Annotated in this window: 12 protein-coding genes; 3 read left to right on the top strand and 9 right to left on the bottom strand. The window is 64.1% G+C overall.

The window, feature by feature from the left end:
• Entirely contained in the window at positions 1 to 282 is a 282-nt protein-coding gene (locus P0Y64_12110) for a UBP-type zinc finger domain-containing protein (protein ID WEK42135.1), read from the top strand.
• Positions 283 to 298: 16 nt separating this feature from the next.
• Here P0Y64_12110 and P0Y64_12105 read toward each other — a convergent pair whose 3' ends face one another.
• Positions 299 to 1,213, bottom strand: a complete 915-nt coding sequence (locus P0Y64_12105) for an alpha/beta hydrolase (protein WEK42134.1) — start codon at positions 1,211 to 1,213, stop codon at positions 299 to 301.
• Between the two features lie 116 nt (positions 1,214 to 1,329).
• Between P0Y64_12105 and P0Y64_12100 the strand changes: the two genes are divergently transcribed.
• Positions 1,330 to 2,241 (top strand): LysR family transcriptional regulator, encoded by a 912-nt coding sequence (locus P0Y64_12100; GenBank protein ID WEK42133.1) that lies wholly within the window; start codon positions 1,330 to 1,332, stop codon positions 2,239 to 2,241.
• A gap of 40 nt (positions 2,242 to 2,281) precedes the next feature.
• On the opposite strand, the gene P0Y64_12095 is transcribed toward P0Y64_12100, so the two are convergent.
• The 4 genes from P0Y64_12095 to P0Y64_12080 all read right to left on the bottom strand — a co-directional run bounded on the left by P0Y64_12095 (position 2,282) and on the right by P0Y64_12080 (position 7,061).
• The gene (locus tag P0Y64_12095) at positions 2,282 to 3,736 is read right to left on the bottom strand and encodes a CHAD domain-containing protein (protein ID WEK42132.1); all 1,455 of its coding nucleotides are present in this window, start codon (positions 3,734 to 3,736) and stop codon (positions 2,282 to 2,284) included.
• A gap of 173 nt (positions 3,737 to 3,909) precedes the next feature.
• Positions 3,910 to 5,322, bottom strand: coding sequence for a glycosyltransferase (locus P0Y64_12090; GenBank protein ID WEK42131.1), 1,413 nt, complete (start codon positions 5,320 to 5,322; stop codon positions 3,910 to 3,912).
• 104 nt (positions 5,323 to 5,426) lie between these two features.
• Positions 5,427 to 6,407, bottom strand: a complete 981-nt coding sequence (locus P0Y64_12085; GenBank protein WEK42130.1) for an MBL fold metallo-hydrolase — start codon at positions 6,405 to 6,407, stop codon at positions 5,427 to 5,429.
• Entirely contained in the window at positions 6,408 to 7,061 is a 654-nt protein-coding gene (locus P0Y64_12080) for an NAD-dependent dehydratase (GenBank protein WEK42129.1), read from the bottom strand.
• A 245-nt stretch (positions 7,062 to 7,306) separates the two neighbouring features.
• Between P0Y64_12080 and P0Y64_12075 the strand changes: the two genes are divergently transcribed.
• Positions 7,307 to 7,897 carry an NAD(P)H-dependent oxidoreductase gene (locus P0Y64_12075; protein ID WEK42128.1) on the top strand — a complete coding sequence of 197 codons (591 nt, stop codon included), beginning with the start codon at positions 7,307 to 7,309 and terminating at the stop codon, positions 7,895 to 7,897.
• A 75-nt stretch (positions 7,898 to 7,972) separates the two neighbouring features.
• Here the strand turns inward: P0Y64_12075 and P0Y64_12070 are convergent, their stop codons facing one another.
• The 4 genes from P0Y64_12070 to P0Y64_12055 form a co-directional block, all read right to left on the bottom strand.
• Positions 7,973 to 9,409 (bottom strand): amidase family protein, encoded by a 1,437-nt coding sequence (locus P0Y64_12070; GenBank protein ID WEK42127.1) that lies wholly within the window; start codon positions 9,407 to 9,409, stop codon positions 7,973 to 7,975.
• Between the two features lie 489 nt (positions 9,410 to 9,898).
• On the bottom strand, positions 9,899 to 11,455 hold the full coding sequence (locus tag P0Y64_12065; protein WEK42126.1) for a M81 family metallopeptidase: 1,557 nt from the start codon (positions 11,453 to 11,455) through the stop codon (positions 9,899 to 9,901).
• Positions 11,456 to 11,574: 119 nt separating this feature from the next.
• Positions 11,575 to 13,908: a TonB-dependent receptor gene (locus P0Y64_12060; protein WEK42125.1), complete on the bottom strand. Its 2,334-nt coding sequence runs from the start codon at positions 13,906 to 13,908 to the stop codon at positions 11,575 to 11,577.
• 143 nt (positions 13,909 to 14,051) lie between these two features.
• Complete coding sequence (locus tag P0Y64_12055; GenBank protein WEK42124.1) at positions 14,052 to 15,173, bottom strand: ROK family transcriptional regulator; 1,122 nt, start codon at positions 15,171 to 15,173, stop codon at positions 14,052 to 14,054.
• Positions 15,174 to 15,264 lie beyond the last annotated feature (91 nt).

The raw sequence follows: 15,264 nt of genomic DNA, 5'->3' as shown, positions 1-15,264 counted from the left end.
ATGACGATCAATCAGGTTACGCCCAGCGCGCGGGGCTGCGAGGAGTGTCTCGCGCTGGGCAGCCCATGGGTTCACCTGCGTATCTGCCGCAGCTGCGGCCATGTCGGCTGCTGCGACGATTCACCCCACCGTCACGCCACGGCGCATTTTCATGCGACGCATCATCCGATCATTGAGGGCTATGATCCGCCGGAGGGATGGGGTTGGTGCTATGTCGACGAAATGGTGATCGAGCTGCCCGACCAGACGCCGCAGCTCGGCCCTATTCCGCGCTATGTTTGATGTCGTTGCCGCTCGCTCAATTACCGCCGTCTAGGAACTTGCGCACCAGCGTGACCGTGTAAGCCGGCTGCTCTTCCATCAGCCAATGGCCGGAATCGGGCACCACAGCCTCTTCGACATTGCTCGCCGCGGCACGCATCACGGTCGCCATCGTCGGGCCGAACGATTTCGCGCCGCCGATCGCCAGCACCGGCATGGCCAGCTTGCCTTCCGCGAGGAACGCCTTATCATCGATCGCATCCTGATCAAACGCCGCGAATTGGGCGAAGCCGGCATGCATCGCGCCGGGCAATGCATAGAGCGCGGCGTAATGCTCGCGTGAGGCCTCGCTGAATTTCGCCGGCGTCGCGGAAAATTCGTTCCAGAAGCGGTCGAGGTAGATGCGCTCGCGCCCGGCCACCAATCGCTCCATGTCAGGGCCGCCGAAGCGGAAATGCCAGAGCAGCGGGTTCTTCAGGATTTCCTCCCACGGGCCCACGCCGGGCAGCGGCGCGTCCATCGGCACGAACCGGGTGACCCGTGCGCGATACTGTGCGGCAAAGGCGTAGCCGACCATATTGCCGATATCATGGGTGACGAGATCGGCCCGCTTTACGTGCACCGCGTCGAGCAAACCGGCGATGTCGCGTCCCTGCGTTTTCTTGTCATACCCGCCGGCCGGCCGCGCGGACAAACCAAGCCCGCGCAAATCGGGAACGATAACCGTGTGATCGCGCGCCAGATCGGCGGCGAGCGGCGCCCACATGTCGCCTGTCTCGCCATAACCGTGGAGCAACACTACCGCCGGGCCCCTGCCCCCGATCCGCACATGGAGCGTGGTGCCGTTGGTCGGCACCTCCTCGACATGGAAGCTCGCGGGGAATGGCTGGACCTGCGCGACAACCGGTAACGGCAACAGCATCAGCGCGATGCCGGAGAGTTTGCGAAACATCGGATGCTTCCCTGTTTGCACGCAGCAACGGCCGCGTTCTGGACAGGAAGATGGCGCAGGCGCATCGTCCCCACTAGCCGGCGAAAGCTGGAAGCGATTTTCGGGAATACCGAACGATGATGAAGCTCGAAGGCGTAGCCGCGTTCGTCGCGGTGACGGATGCGGGATCGATCAGCGAGGCCGCGCGGCGCATGGGCCTCGCCAAGTCGGTTGTCAGTGAGCGGCTTGCCGAGCTGGAGCGCATCCTCGGCGCCCGGCTGGTACAACGCACTACCCGCAAACTCTCGCTGACCGAGGATGGGCAGGCCTTTCTCACGCACGCACGGACGATCACGCGCGAGATCGAGGAAGCGGCGGCGCAATTGTCGGAGCGGCGTGGCACGCTATCCGGGCCGCTGCGCATCGCGGGTCCGGTCGGGTTCGGCGTTTTGCATCTTGGGCGGGCGCTCTGTTCGTTCCTCGCCGCATATCCGGGCGTGGACCTCAACCTCGATCTCGACGATCGCTTCATCGATGTGGCGGCGGATGGCTATGACGCGGTGATCCGCCATGGGCCGATCCGCGACAATCGCCTGATCGCGCGGCGACTGTGCGTCAGTCGGCGCTTGCTGGTCGCGTCGCCAGCCTATCTCGCGATACACGGCGAACCCACGTCGCTAGACGATCTCGAACGGGCCCGCGCGGTGCTTTATGCCAATCGCGACAGCGACTGGCGTTTCCTGACCGAAAAGGGCTCCACAGTGGTTCGCCCGCACGCCGCGTTGCGGGTCAACAACGGGCTGGTGATGCGCGACGCGGCGTTGGCCGGCATCGGCATCGCGCTCCTGCCAAGCTTTTTCGTTCATCAGGAACTGGCGGACGGGCGCCTCATACAATTCGATATCGGTGCCGAAGCGGAAGGCGCAGAACTCTATGTCGCTTACCCTTCCAATCGCGGCGCATCGGCGAAGGTGACGGTGCTCGTCGACTGGCTGCGCCAGGCTTTTGGCGACCCGCCTTATTGGGAGGCAGTTCCCCCCGCTTCATGAAATGCGCAAGAGGACGACAGGCCCGTGTGTCCGGTCACGGTCAACGCCAGAATCGCTTGGCGTCGACCAACGCGTCATACGCATCCGCCGCCGCTTTCAGAAGATCGTCCTTCTGCCCGGTGCCCAGCAACTTCGCAGCATGGGGATCGTCCGCAAGCCCCAGATCATGCAGAATGCCGGGAGCACTGACGAGATCGTTCAAGACGCCCAATTCCTCCTGAAGCGACGCCAGTCGAGAGATAAATCGCGCGTGCCGCCGTCGCTCGCGCTTGTGCCGATAGAGCGCGGCAAAGAAATCGGCCGCGTAACGCAGCGTCTTGGCAGCTTTGCGGACATCATGCCGGGCTTCGTCGTCCAACCCATCCAGATTTCGACCGCTCTTCTTGAGCTTGCGGCGAAACCGATCGAGCGCGCTGCCCGCGAACTCGCGAGCGGGCAGATCACGGACATCGCGATTATCCGAACGCGACAGCCAGCCCCCGATCGTAATCCATTCGGCGACATCGAGCACGACCGCGCGGCCGCGATCCGATTCCAGCGCCGATATCGCATTCATATAGGCATGCGCGCGGGCGTCGCGCAGTCGCTCCAGCGGCGGCCCGTGGCCTGCGCGTTTGATCAACACATCCAGATCGCGCGCGTGGCCCAATTCCCCGGCCAGCCAGCGGAGTTCCTCGTTCAGCGCATGCGCCCGACCGTCGGTCAACATCGGCTTGTGGATCGACAGGGCCGAGCGCAATTGTCGCAACGCGATGCGCGCCTGGTGCAGCCCAGCATCCTGATGAGCCCGTATCAGCGGCGCATTAAGCCGGAAATGGCGCAAACAGGCGCGAGCGATCATCTGGAACGACGCTTCGGCCGTCATTGCCGGCATCAGCGCGACCGGAGGCGCCTTGCTAGCGGACGGCGTGGCCAGCAGCAGACGATAGCCACGCTCCGCCTTGCTCAACACGCCAAGATTCACTGGCGCCACCGCGTCGATCCGGCGCGCGAGGGCGAACAGCGCGGAAGCATCGCCCCCCTTCTGCTCCAGTTCCACTTCGCTGAACGGCGCCTCGCGCTCACCGGCGATCACCCGCCCGCGATCGAGCGCAATTTCGATACCGTCACCGTTCCAGAGCCGGCGCTCGTTCTCAACGGCGAACAGGGGCGCGATGTCGGCGACCTTTTCGCCGATCAGCGCGGGGATTGGCGTCGTGTCATCGACGATCGGCGTATCGCCCTCCACCTCGCGCTCCCACTCCGAGCGGACGAACAGGCCGGCGGCGGCACCACCGTCAACTTTGATCGTCTGCACCCGCACATCGCCGTTGCGACGAATGCGCAGCGACAGCCCTGCGCCGAACAAAGCATGGTCGGGCGTGTCGAAATAAACGGCGTATTGCCGGACGATCTGCGGCTCGCCGGAGAACAGCCCGGCGGCTTCCACAGCGTTGGCAACCTCTGGCGTCAATTCGAGTTTCAATTCGACTTCTTCGGCCATGTCCGTCATCATCGCAGTCTCCTTCGATGATCCATCCGGCATCGATATAACGACTGATCTTCCCACGCCGGTGCGGTGGAACTTCGCACAGCAACCAATTTCAGTCATTCAATCGATTATACGCGAACGCGAGAACTGCGGCGGCAGTGATCGCTCAATGCTTTGCCACGCGGAAGATCTCTTTCCTAGAAAGATACGGCGCCGCGAGCGGAGGTGACCGATCGGCGTGAGTGCGCGACAACCACCCCTTGGGCAATCGCAAGCAGCACGAACGGTGTCAGGAAAGCCCGGTGACGTTCGCCGAATTCGAACCAGACGCCGAACAATATCAATTGCGCCATGCAGGCCGCGACCATCAGGGATATCGCGCGCATTGCCGCATTGCCCCGCAATTGCAGCGCCATCGCCCCGGCACCGAGCATGAGCAAATGCGCGCCATAGGAAAGCGGGAATAACAGTGCGCCGATCGTAGCGCTGATCGGCGGCCGCATCACCGCCAGCCGGAGGATACCGGCATCGGATATTGCGCAGGCGCGCAGGAATTTGGCGATCGTGATATGGGCGAAGTCCGCCGGATGCGCCTCGATCCACTTCCAGGCCAGCCCGGCAGCCGCACGGCCGTAAGCCAGTTCGGGCAGGCCGTATAATGCGGCGGGCGGCTCCTCCCAATTGCCGGTGGCGTTCGGGTTATTGCCGATCCACAGGCTGTATCCGCTTGTACTGGTCAGCGGCACGAACTGGCCGAATATCATATAATTGCGCACCCACCACGGCAGCATGACGAGTGCCGCCGCGCCCAGCGCCGGCAACCCGATCGCCAGCAATCGCCGCAGCCCCAGGCGGGGCAGTTGGACAAGCGCGAACAGACCACCGATCAATGTCTCGCCAGGTTGCGTCAGCGCCAGAAGGGCGGTGCAAGCGCCAATGGCTATTGCGTGGGATCGCATTTTCGGTTCGGCAACCGTCCAGCCATAGGCAAGCAGCAACACGAACAGGCTTGCCAGGCTTTCTTTCTGCGCGAGCGGCGCGTCGAGCAATTGCGCGGGCCAGATCAGGTAGAGGCAGGCGGCCGCCACCCCGGCCCGGCGCGCGTCAAGGGCGTTGGCGAGCAACAGGATGACGCCGGCCGCCGCCATGTCGATCAAGGTTGAGAGGATCGTCAGCGACGCGGTGGAAAACCCTGCCACCGCGCCCCAACCGGCGAGCAACAATGCATAGGCCGGGGGAAACAGGGCGTAGGTCTGGCTGCCCATATAGGGCTCGAACATGGTCAACCCGCGTCCGCTGAGCAGGTTACCGGCGATCACCAGATACCAGTGCGGATCGCCCGGCGAGCTCCGGCCATCGGCAAGCGCGGCGCTTCCCACCCTCAACGCCAGGGCAAAGCCCGCAAAAATCAACCATTCCCAATGTTTAGGTTTGCGCAATGTGGTGAACAGCACCCAGATGACGAGTGCGCTCCATGCGCCCAGCAACGCGATGCCGCCCGCACTCACCCCTAGCCGTTCTGCCAATCCCGGCGCGCTAACGATCCCATAAGCGGCAAGCGAAAGGAGAAGCAGGGTCAACCCGGTGCGCAAAGGTCGGTCGATCGCCATCCTCCCGCCTTTATATCTCGCAGCGTGTCGATCTCGGGCCGATCGCCTCGATCAACCCGGTCGAACATCGGCCGACGAATATCATGCGGGTTTGTTCATGTCAGTCAGCCAAATTCGGCTATTTCCGCCGCTTGCAACGCGACAAAGGAGCTTGGTTCGATGCCCTGCGCCGCAAGCCCGGCGGCGAGACGCAGCGCGGGATCATCTCGCGGCTCGTCCGTCAGCTTGAACGTGCCCCAGTGAATGCCCACAGCCGCGCGCGCATCGAGATCGCGCATGATCTGGATCGCATCTTCAGGATCGGCGTGCTGCGCCGCCATGAACCAGCGTGGATCATAAGCGCCGATCGGGATCAGCGCGAGATCGACGGGGCCGAAGCGTTTGCGCATCGCGCGGAAAATATTGCCCGTGCCATAGCCCGTATCGCCCGCGAAATAGACGAGCCTTCCCCCCGCCTGCACCATGAAGCCGCCCCACAAGGCCATACGCCGATCGCGAATGCCGCGTGACGACCAATGGTTGGCGGGAACGATATGCACGTGTGCGCCCGGCGCGATCTCGAACTGGTCGCCCCAGTCGCCCGCCTCGGTCCGGGCGGAGGGGACGTGGCGACGCACGATCGCGTCATTGCCGAGCGGCGTGACGATCAGCGGCGCGTGTCGTTCGTGCAGCGCCCGCAGCGTCGCGATGTCGAGATGGTCGTAATGATTGTGCGACAGCAGGATCGCGTGGATGGGCGGGAGATCCTCGATCCTCACGCCCGGCGTCACGACGCGACGGGGCCCGGCGAAGGCGAGCGGGCTCGCGCGATCCGACCAGACCGGATCGGTCAGCAGGTTGAGACCCGCGATCTGGATCAGCAGCGTGGCGTGCCCGATCATCGTTACGCGCAGCCCCTCGACGCGCGCATCCGGCACAACCGGCGTCGCGGCGACCGAGCGGGGCCACGGATTGTCGGGCACCGCGCGTTTCCAGCGGATTATGTCCCCCAGCGTCCGGTCTGTTTCCGGCTCACCGGGATTGAAGAAACGAACGCCATCGAAATGGTCGGTAACAGGCCCCTCGTAATACGAGTTGCCTGCCATTTAGCGACGGCCTTCCGCAATGAGCGCGATGTCCGTGGAAGTGATGACGCGTCTGCCAGACTGGCCCTGAAGAACCGCGTCGACCAGCAAAGCCGCAACCGTCGTCGCAGGGCTGATGTGGGCACCGGCAGGCAAGATCGGGGCTGCGATGCGCAACAGCGGGCCCATGATCCGCTCCAATGGCCGATGCTCGCTGCGCTCTCCGCCAAGGAAACCCGGTCGCACGATCGTCAGCGATGGGAAGCCGAGGCGCTCGATCGCATCCTCAAGCTCGCCCTTCGTGCGCGGATAGAGAAAGCGCGAACGCGCATCCGCGCCCATGGCAGAGGTCAGGGCGAAAGACTTCGCGCCCCCGCTGCGGACCAGCGTCGCGATGGCGAGGGCATAGTCATAATCGATCGCGCGAAAGGCTGCGGCCGATCCCGCCTGCGCACGCGTCGTGCCCAGCGCACAGATCGCGCCATCGGCGGACCACCAATCGGCGTCGTGCGGCAGGTTCCCCGCGTTCGCGATCGGGTTCAGCAGCTTCGCATGCGGCTGGAGCGCCCGCCGCGTGGGTGCGATAATCCGCGTCACGCGCGCATCCGCCAATAATAGCTTCAACGCTTCCGCGCCGACCATGCCCGTCGCACCCGCCAGGAGAAGCGTTGTCATCGCCCGTCCTCTAATAGCCGACCGGAGGGGATAGAAGCCTCCCTTGCTTGGACCCTGATGCCGTGCCGCATGACGGCCTCATCTCGCGTGGATCAGGAAACCCGATCCTGGCTCGACTGTCCACACCGAATAGCGAGCATCAATCGACGGGATCAGCGCCAATCGCTCGCGTTTATGGTGGGCCGACGATACGATCGACAAGGCGGGGCACGATCCGTGCCGCACTTCTTTGCTTAAGGGACACGATGGCCGATCGCATTCTCGTCTTCTACGGATCATACCGTACAGATCGTCAGGGCATCCGGCTGGCGAATTACCTCGTCCGCGGCTTCGCCGAGCGCGGTGCCGATGTCGAACTGATCGATGCCAAGGCGATCAACCTGCCGATGCTGGACCGTATGTACAAGGAATATGCCGCCGGTGAGGCACCTGCCGAGCTTGAGGAACTCGCCAACAAGATCCGCGCCGCAGATGCCTTCGTCTTTGTCACCGGCGAATATAATTGGGGCATTCAGCCGGGGCTGAAGAACCTGACCGATCATTTCCTGGAGGAATGGTTCTGGCGACCGGCGGCGGTGGCGAGCTATTCGGCCGGCCGCTTTTCGGGGGTGCGGGCCGGGCTCGCCTGGCATGGCACGCTTTCCGAAATGGGCATGGTGGTGATCTCCAGCTCTGTCGCGGTCGCCAGCATAAGCCATACGCTCGACGCCGAGGCTCAGCCGATTGGTGATGGTGGCGCCGCGCTTGCCCGCTCCTTCCCGCGCTTCGCGGATGACCTTGCGTGGTGGACCGAAGCCGCCCGCGCGCAACGAGCGACCCGTCCCGTCCCCTATTGAGCCGATCGAGCCGGAACAAATCGGCGCGCCCAAAGGCTGGAGCGGCCTTTCCGCAAAGCCCTTGCCGCGCCGCGACTACGCCCGGACAGGCGGCCGCCTGTCCTTCCACGGCAGCGCCTGTTCGAGCTGAGTTGCGAGGCGGATCAGCGTGGCTTCATCCGCATAGCGCGCGGAGAACATCATGCCGATCGGCAGCCCGTCGCTCGACTGGCCAAGCGGAAGCGAGATCGAGGGCTGGCCGGTGAAATTGAATGGCGCCGGGAACGGATAAATCTCCCCGTTGCGGCGCTGGATTTCGTCGGCCGGCACCGCGACGGGATCGAGATGGCCGATCTTCGGCGGCGGGGTTCCCATCACCGGGCAGAGGAACACATCCCAATCCTCGAAGAAGCGCAGCATTTCGCGCGCGCGCATCCGGCGCTCCTGTGCGCTGTACAGCGCATCGGCCCCCGACACCGCGCGCGAGGCGGTGAGCGACGCCCAGGTCAGCGGCTCCAGTTCGTGCGGTTCCGGCTCGCGCCCGATCGCCTCGATCATCCGCTTCATGCCGGCGGCGAAGTTCGCCCCGGCGAGCGGCAGGTTGGCGATATAGTCGCCCAGCGTGTTCGCGCCGAGCGCGCGTTCCTCCACATGATGACCCAAATGGTCGAGCAGCCGCGCGGTATTTTCGAGCACCGCCTGCACATCGGGGTGGATCGCGCGGCCAAGCGGCGTGAACCCCGACCAGGCGATACGCAACCGCCCCGGATCGCGCCCCACTTCGTCCGCATAGGGCCGCTCCTTGGGCGGCGCCGGATAGGGCGACGCCGGCTCCGGGATACCCGTCGCGTCGAGCATCGTCGCGGTATCGCGCACGGTGCGTGTGATGACATGCTCGACGACATTCCCCTGCGCGAAATCATAGCCGTCGGGCAGGTCCGGATTGCGGTCACGCGTCACTTTCAGCCCGACGAGGCCGCAGCAGGAGGCCGGAATCCGGATCGAGCCGAGGCCGTCGCCACCATGCGCCAGCGGCACCATGCCGGACGCCACCGCCGCTGCGGCGCCCCCGGACGATCCACCGACGATATGCTCAGGGTTCCACGGATTACGGCACGGGCCGAACAATGCGGTTTCGGTAGTACCGGCTATGCCGAATTCCGACAGATTGGTCTTTCCCAGGGTAACAACGCCGCTGGCGCGATAGCGGCGCATCAGCCCGCTATCCTCCTTGTCGGTAAAACCAGCGTTGGCGGCATAGCGGCTGCCCGAAGTGCGCGGCCAGCCAGCGACCTGCAACAGCAGATCCTTCACCAGAAAAGGAACGCCCATGAACGGACCGTCCGGAAGCGGCCCCGCAGCCGCCGCCCGCGCTTCGTCGAATGCGCGATGGATGACTGCATTGATCCGTCCGTCGAGTTGCTCGATCCCCGCGATCGCCGCGTCCACAGCCTCGAGCGGTGACACCTCACCGCGCCGGATCAACCCGGCGAGGCCGACTGCATCATGCTCTGCATAGTCGCTGAACTTCATGCGCATTCCTCGCCCGACAACGGTGCTTCGCTCCCGAATGCGGTGAAGTCTGATCGAATGGCGGGTCGATCGCAATGCAACTTTGGCTCAAGCGCGTTGATGATCGGATTCGGGCCTGCGGAGGAAATTCGGCATGAGCAACGCTCCGCCCGCTGAATACGCGCGTTCGGAGCCGCCGTCGGAGCCATTTGCGGAATAGTCTCACGAACTGGCCGGGGCCGACGCTCAGCCGACCGGCCAATTTTTCCCCACCCAGGTGCCGATGATAACAGCCGATTTGTGCCGACAGGATTTGCGCGGCGCGGTTGGCTGGCCCCTCGACCGGGGGAAGGGAAATCGGTGGTGGCCGCCGTTCGGACAGGCCGACGGCGATCGTCGCCGCTTCCGCATACGCTCGGCCCGTTCGGGTATCTCACCCGAACAGGCCGAGCTACGCATGTCGGCTGACTCGGCGTGTCCGCCGAGCCGGGGAAGGCTCACTCCCCCTTATCAGGCCGTCTTTTTCGCCTGCGCCGCGCGCTTCGAGAGATAGGGCTTTGGCGTGTAGGTCAGATTTTGCACCCACGGGAAGCTCGGAACACGGTTCTTGTTCTCGATATTCGGGATGTCCTGATCGATCGCGCCCGGCGACAATGCCATCAGATGCGGGTTCGCCAGCGGCTTCATCGTCGGATTGAGATAGCCGCACTTGAGCACCACGATCTTGAACGCGGTCGGCTCCAGCCCAAGAACCTGGAACGCTTCGGCGGCGTGATACGCCCGGCGACGCGCGGAGAGCGTGACGGTGATGCCGTTGAACTCGACCACCGCCTCGCCATCCTCTGGCTTGCTCACCTTGGACAGATATTTGACCGTGGCGTTGACCTTCACCGGGTGGCTCTGGATCGGATCGAGCGTCGCACCGATCGACAGCGGGATCGTCGCCCCTACCCCGGCCTTGTAACAGGCATCGGTGGCCGGACGATCGGTCATGCCGCCCAGCAGCACGCTGGTCGCGCCCGCCTTCATCAGCGCTTGCAGGAAATTGGTCTGATCGGCGTTGCCGCCGCCGCCGGGGTTGTCGCCGGAATCGGAGATAACGACCGGATGGGTCTTGGAGGCCATCGCCTGTGCGATACACTCCTCGGTCGTGCCGGTGGGGCTGCCGAATTTGAACTCGCGGCGCGCATCCCAATAACGTTGCGCCAGCTCGGTCGCGATCTGCGCCTGCATGGCCGGCGCCGTGCCCGTCACCACCACCGAAGCGGCCGAACGCGGCTCATCCGCCCAGACATAGCCAACGAGCTGCGACACATCGAGGATGCCCGGCTGACGGTTGAACTCGCTGAGATCGGACCACAGGCGGCGGCCCGGCTGCCATTCGGTGCTGCTCTGCTCGCCCGCGAGCAGAACGGGGATCGTGGCCCAGGTGATATAGGGGCGGATGCCGTAGCGCAGGCAATGCGTCAGCATGTCCGTTGCGCGCATCGTGTTTTCCACGCGATCGACGTGCGGCGCGGTGCGATAAGCGGTGATGCAATCGAGGTTGTCGACGATGCGCTGGCTGATGTTGCCGTGCAGATCGTAGCTCGCGGAAATCAGGCAATCCGGGCCGACGACCTTGCGCGTCGCTTCATACCAGTCGCCTTCGGCATCCTGCAGGCCTTCGACGAACAGCGCGCCATGCATCGCGCAATATACGCCATCCAGCGGCAGCAGCGCCGTAAGGCGCTGGAGATATTCGGCCTTCAGCGTTTCATACGCCTGATGGTCCATCGGGCCGCCCGAGCCGGCATTGGCGACCAGCGTCGGCAGGAAATCCACCTCATAGCGCTTCAGGAACGAGAACCGGTCGTTCTCGATGATCTCTTCACCACGAAGCACGTGGATGTCGGCCATCTTCGCGCGGATGCGGCTGTAGGTGCTGCATTCCGACGCGATGCCGCCGACGGCGATGCGCGGCGAGCGCTTGAACACGGGGATCAGCCCCTTCGCACCCGCCGCACTGGCCGCGAACGAGGTCAGCGCGATGGCGGATGCCGATTTCAGAAAAGAACGACGTTGCATGGCAAATTGTCCCTTCGACTTATGCGATATTCAGGGTGCGCGCCTTCGTGGTGCAGCGTTTTTGTCTCGATCCGATCGAAAAATGCCGCTGCCGGCTTATCGCCGGCAGCGGCACTTCATCAGAATGCGGAGCTGATCGAGAAGGTGGCCCCGATGCCACCGCCGATCAGATAGGTCGGCGCCGAACCGGGCACCGTCGCGCCGGTGCGGCTGACGGTCGGCAGTGCGTTCGACGTTACCCCCTGCATGCCCGACAGATACTTCTTGTCGGTGAAGTTGGTGAGATTGAACTGCATCTGCGGCTTCTTCAGGAAGGCGACGTTCGAGAAACGATAGCCCGCGCTGAGGTTGCCGGTCAGGAACGCCGGCAGGATCTCGTCATTCATGAACGTCGAGAATTGCTTGCCGACATAATTGCCGTCGATCGACGCGAAGAAGCTGCCGTTATCATAGCTGATGCCGCCCGATGCGATGAACTCGGGGCTGAGCACCGCCTTCTTGCCGGAGGTGGGCAGATACTGGCCACGCACCGGATAATCGTCCTTGGTGCTCGCATCGAGATATTGCGCCGAGAAATACGGGCTGAACCCATGGAACGGCACGAGGCCGATTTCGAATTCGACGCCGCGCGCGTTCTGCTTGCCCACGTTGACGGCGAAGCCCACGCTCGTCCCGTCGACGATCTGGCTGCCCTGCACCAGCCGGTCACGCAGATCGTAGTTGAACGCCGCGATCGTGAAGTGAACGACATCGCCGTGATGGCGGAAGCCGATTTCCTCGCCGATCGAATATTCGGGCTTGAAGTTGCCCGACGGCGTGCTCGAAGGCTTGCCGGTCGCGACCGAATAGATGTTGGCATAGGAAGACACGGCCGACGGCGCGCGGAACGCGGTCGTCACGTCCGCGAACACCTGATTCTTGTCGTCGAAGCTGTAGCGGATCGACGCCTGCGGCAGCGGCTTGCGGCTGACGCTGGTGACATGCATCGCGGTGCCGACCAGCGGGCTGGTCCCGACGCGATCGACCCACACATATTTGAAGCCGGCGTTGATCAGCAGCTTGTCGTCCATCGCCTTGGAGGTGATGTCCGCATACAGGCCGTGGACGTTTTGCGTGATGTGCGAGGCGAAGCCGCGCAGGATCTCGCCGCTGTTGGTCAGCACCGAGCCCTTGTTGCCATAGGGATCGGTGACGCGGCCGTTGGCGTCCGCCACCTGATAGGCCGAGCGCTCGTCATGGACGAAGTGCGAATACCAGTAACCTGCACGGATCTGGCTGGAGCCGAAATCCCACTTCAAATAGCTGTTCTGGCCGATCGTCTTCTGGTCATAGCGATCGACGTTCATCACCGTCGCGGTGGTCGCGCCCGGCGCCGCGCCCGGCGCCTGCAACGGGCCGGCCGGCACGCTGCCCTGAAAGGCGGTCACCAGGCCGAGGTTGCTCGCGCCGTTGATGATGCCGTGGGTGTAAAGGTAATAAGGCGTAACGGCCAGTTCGAGGTGATCGGTCAGGCGGATGTTCGACGGCGCGCTGACATAGAGGCTCTGCCGGTCAGCCACGCGGAGCCGATAGTAATTGGCGTTGCCGGGCGTGTAGGTCGGATCGAAGTTGAAATTCCGGCCATCGGCTTTCCACTGCGCCATCGTGGGATTGCGCGAGCGATCCGACTTTTCCTCGTTGTAGGTGGCGACGAGCGAGACATAGCTGTCCTGGCCCCAGTCCTTCACGAACTTGCTGTCGATGTGATGGCGCTCGGTGCGGCCCGGGCCACGCCAGCTGGAATTGTAGGTGCGCGATCCGGAAACGAAGCCGCGAATGCCGCTGGAGCCGATTTCGCCCGTCTCAAGACGGAGGAACTGGCGGTTGAGGTTGTGGTTGCCGAACGCGAATGAGGCATAGCCGCCGGCCTGCCGCGCGGGCGCGCGCAGCTCTTCCTGCATCAGCGCGCCGACCGAGTTATACACCGGCGCGGTGATGTCGGTCGAACCGCGCGTCAGGTTGATCAGGCCGATGTTCTCCGAATCCGCCCACTCGCTCGGGAAAGCGCTATACGAAAGCTGGTCGCCGATCGGCATGCCTTCGAAGTTGAAGCCCAGCGACGTCTGGCTGAGGCCGCGGATCGACAGGTTCGTGCTCGTCCCGAACGGGTCACCCGAACCGACCACGACGCCCGGCAGGCTCTTGATCGCGGCGAAGGCGGTGGTGGTGCCGGCCAGCTTGTCGATATAGTCGCGCGTGATCGTGCTGCGGAGCTTCGTGCCGGTCTGCACCGCCATCAGGCCGCCGCCCGGCGTCGTGTTGGTCACGCCGTTCGCGGAAGACGCGCGGCCCGTGACGATGATATCCTGCGTGTTCTGATCGGACGTGCCGTTGAAACGTTCGGTCTGCGGCCGGGTCTCTTCCTGCGTGCTTTCCTGCGCATAAGCGGCGTTGCTGCCGATGATTGCGACCATTGCCGTCGTGAGAAAAAGTCGACCAACTTGATGCTTCAACGTCATGATATCCCCTTCAATGACTATTGCTTGAGCCTCGGCCGCCATTCAGGCTGACCGGGCCTCCTCCACGTGCGAGCCAGGCTCGCGGGTTCGAAATGCGGTTAGATCCGGAACAGACCTCGCCCCGCCGCGACGCTGGCGGCACCGATCGCCCAGGCTTCCGGCCCGAGGTGCATCATGGCGATGTCGATCTGGCGCGCTTCGCTGCCCATCACATTCGCCTTGATCGTCTGGCGGATGACATGGGCGTAAGAGCCGTCGAGCGGCCCATCGGACAACGCGATCACGATACGATCCGGATCGAGCGCCTGAATTAACTGTGACACGGCGAGACCGAGCGCCTCGCCCGCTTTGTGCAGGATCGCCACGGCCCCCTGATCGCCGTGATCCGCCGCCGCACCGAGCGCGACCAGATCTTCCGGCAAGCCGGCGTTCCGCGCGAAATTGGCGATGCTCTTGGCGGACGCCAGCGTATCGAGGCAGCCGCGCTTGCCGCATTTGCACGGCAGGCCATTCAGTTCGATCGTCGCATGGGCGATTTCGCCCGCGCCGCCACGCGCGCCGCGATGCAACTCGCCATTGATGATAAGGCCGCACCCGATGCCGTCGCCGACCGAGACGACCGCGCATGCGTCGATCCCGCGCAGGCTGCCGAACAGATGCTCGCCCAGCGCCAGCGCATTCGCGTCGTTTTCCACAAAGGTCGCAAAGCCGGTCGCCTCGGCGATCATCGGGCCGATCGGAACGTCACGCCAGCCGAGCAGCGTCGATCGAACACAGGCGCCGCTCGCCGCATCCACAAGGCCGGGAATCGCGATACCGATCCCCGCCAGCCGCTCCCGCGCGCCATTTTCGCGCGCCAGCACCTGATCGACCGCTTGCGCCACGGCGGAAGCCACGTCCTCGGGCTGCGTGCCGCTGGACATCGTGACCTCGCCAACGACGCGGCCGTGCATATCGGTCAGACGCAGGATGAACGGCCCGGACGCCAGCGAGACGCCGATGAAGAAGGTCGAGGAAGCGGCCAGCTCCAGCCGTATCGACGGGCGGCCCGCGCCATGCACGACCTCGCCCTCGGTCAGCATGCCGCTTTCGATGAGATCAGCGGCCAGCGCCGACATCGAACCTTTGCTGACGCCCAACTCCCGCCCCAGCTCGGTGCGGCTGAGCGGGCCCGACTGGTTGATCAAGCGCAGGATCTGGGCGTGCATTTCCGTCAGCATTGGGCGCGATGCTCCTCTTGCCGGGCGCATTAAAATCAAATTCGAACTCAAGTGCAATATTTATTTCATATTTTGAATTAAGATACCCGAC

The sequence above is a fragment of the Candidatus Sphingomonas colombiensis genome, assembly GCA_029202845.1.
Lineage (GTDB): Bacteria > Pseudomonadota > Alphaproteobacteria > Sphingomonadales > Sphingomonadaceae > Sphingomonas > Sphingomonas colombiensis.
Note: the sequence above shows the minus strand (reverse complement) of the source record. Positions and strands in the feature narration are given on the sequence as shown.

Coding starts and splice junctions, on each gene's coding strand:
- P0Y64_12085 (WEK42130.1), bottom strand. CDS start 6,407: ATGGCAGGCAACTCGTATTACGAGGGGCCTGTTACCGACCATTTCGAT.
- P0Y64_12105 (WEK42134.1), bottom strand. CDS start 1,213: ATGTTTCGCAAACTCTCCGGCATCGCGCTGATGCTGTTGCCGTTACCG.
- P0Y64_12090 (WEK42131.1), bottom strand. CDS start 5,322: ATGGCGATCGACCGACCTTTGCGCACCGGGTTGACCCTGCTTCTCCTT.
- P0Y64_12095 (WEK42132.1), bottom strand. CDS start 3,736: ATGATGACGGACATGGCCGAAGAAGTCGAATTGAAACTCGAATTGACG.
- P0Y64_12070 (WEK42127.1), bottom strand. CDS start 9,409: ATGAAGTTCAGCGACTATGCAGAGCATGATGCAGTCGGCCTCGCCGGG.
- P0Y64_12100 (WEK42133.1), top strand. CDS start 1,330: ATGATGAAGCTCGAAGGCGTAGCCGCGTTCGTCGCGGTGACGGATGCG.
- P0Y64_12065 (WEK42126.1), bottom strand. CDS start 11,455: ATGCAACGTCGTTCTTTTCTGAAATCGGCATCCGCCATCGCGCTGACC.
- P0Y64_12055 (WEK42124.1), bottom strand. CDS start 15,173: ATGCTGACGGAAATGCACGCCCAGATCCTGCGCTTGATCAACCAGTCG.
- P0Y64_12075 (WEK42128.1), top strand. CDS start 7,307: ATGGCCGATCGCATTCTCGTCTTCTACGGATCATACCGTACAGATCGT.
- P0Y64_12080 (WEK42129.1), bottom strand. CDS start 7,061: ATGACAACGCTTCTCCTGGCGGGTGCGACGGGCATGGTCGGCGCGGAA.
- P0Y64_12060 (WEK42125.1), bottom strand. CDS start 13,908: ATGGTCGCAATCATCGGCAGCAACGCCGCTTATGCGCAGGAAAGCACG.
- P0Y64_12110 (WEK42135.1), top strand. CDS start 1: ATGACGATCAATCAGGTTACGCCCAGCGCGCGGGGCTGCGAGGAGTGT.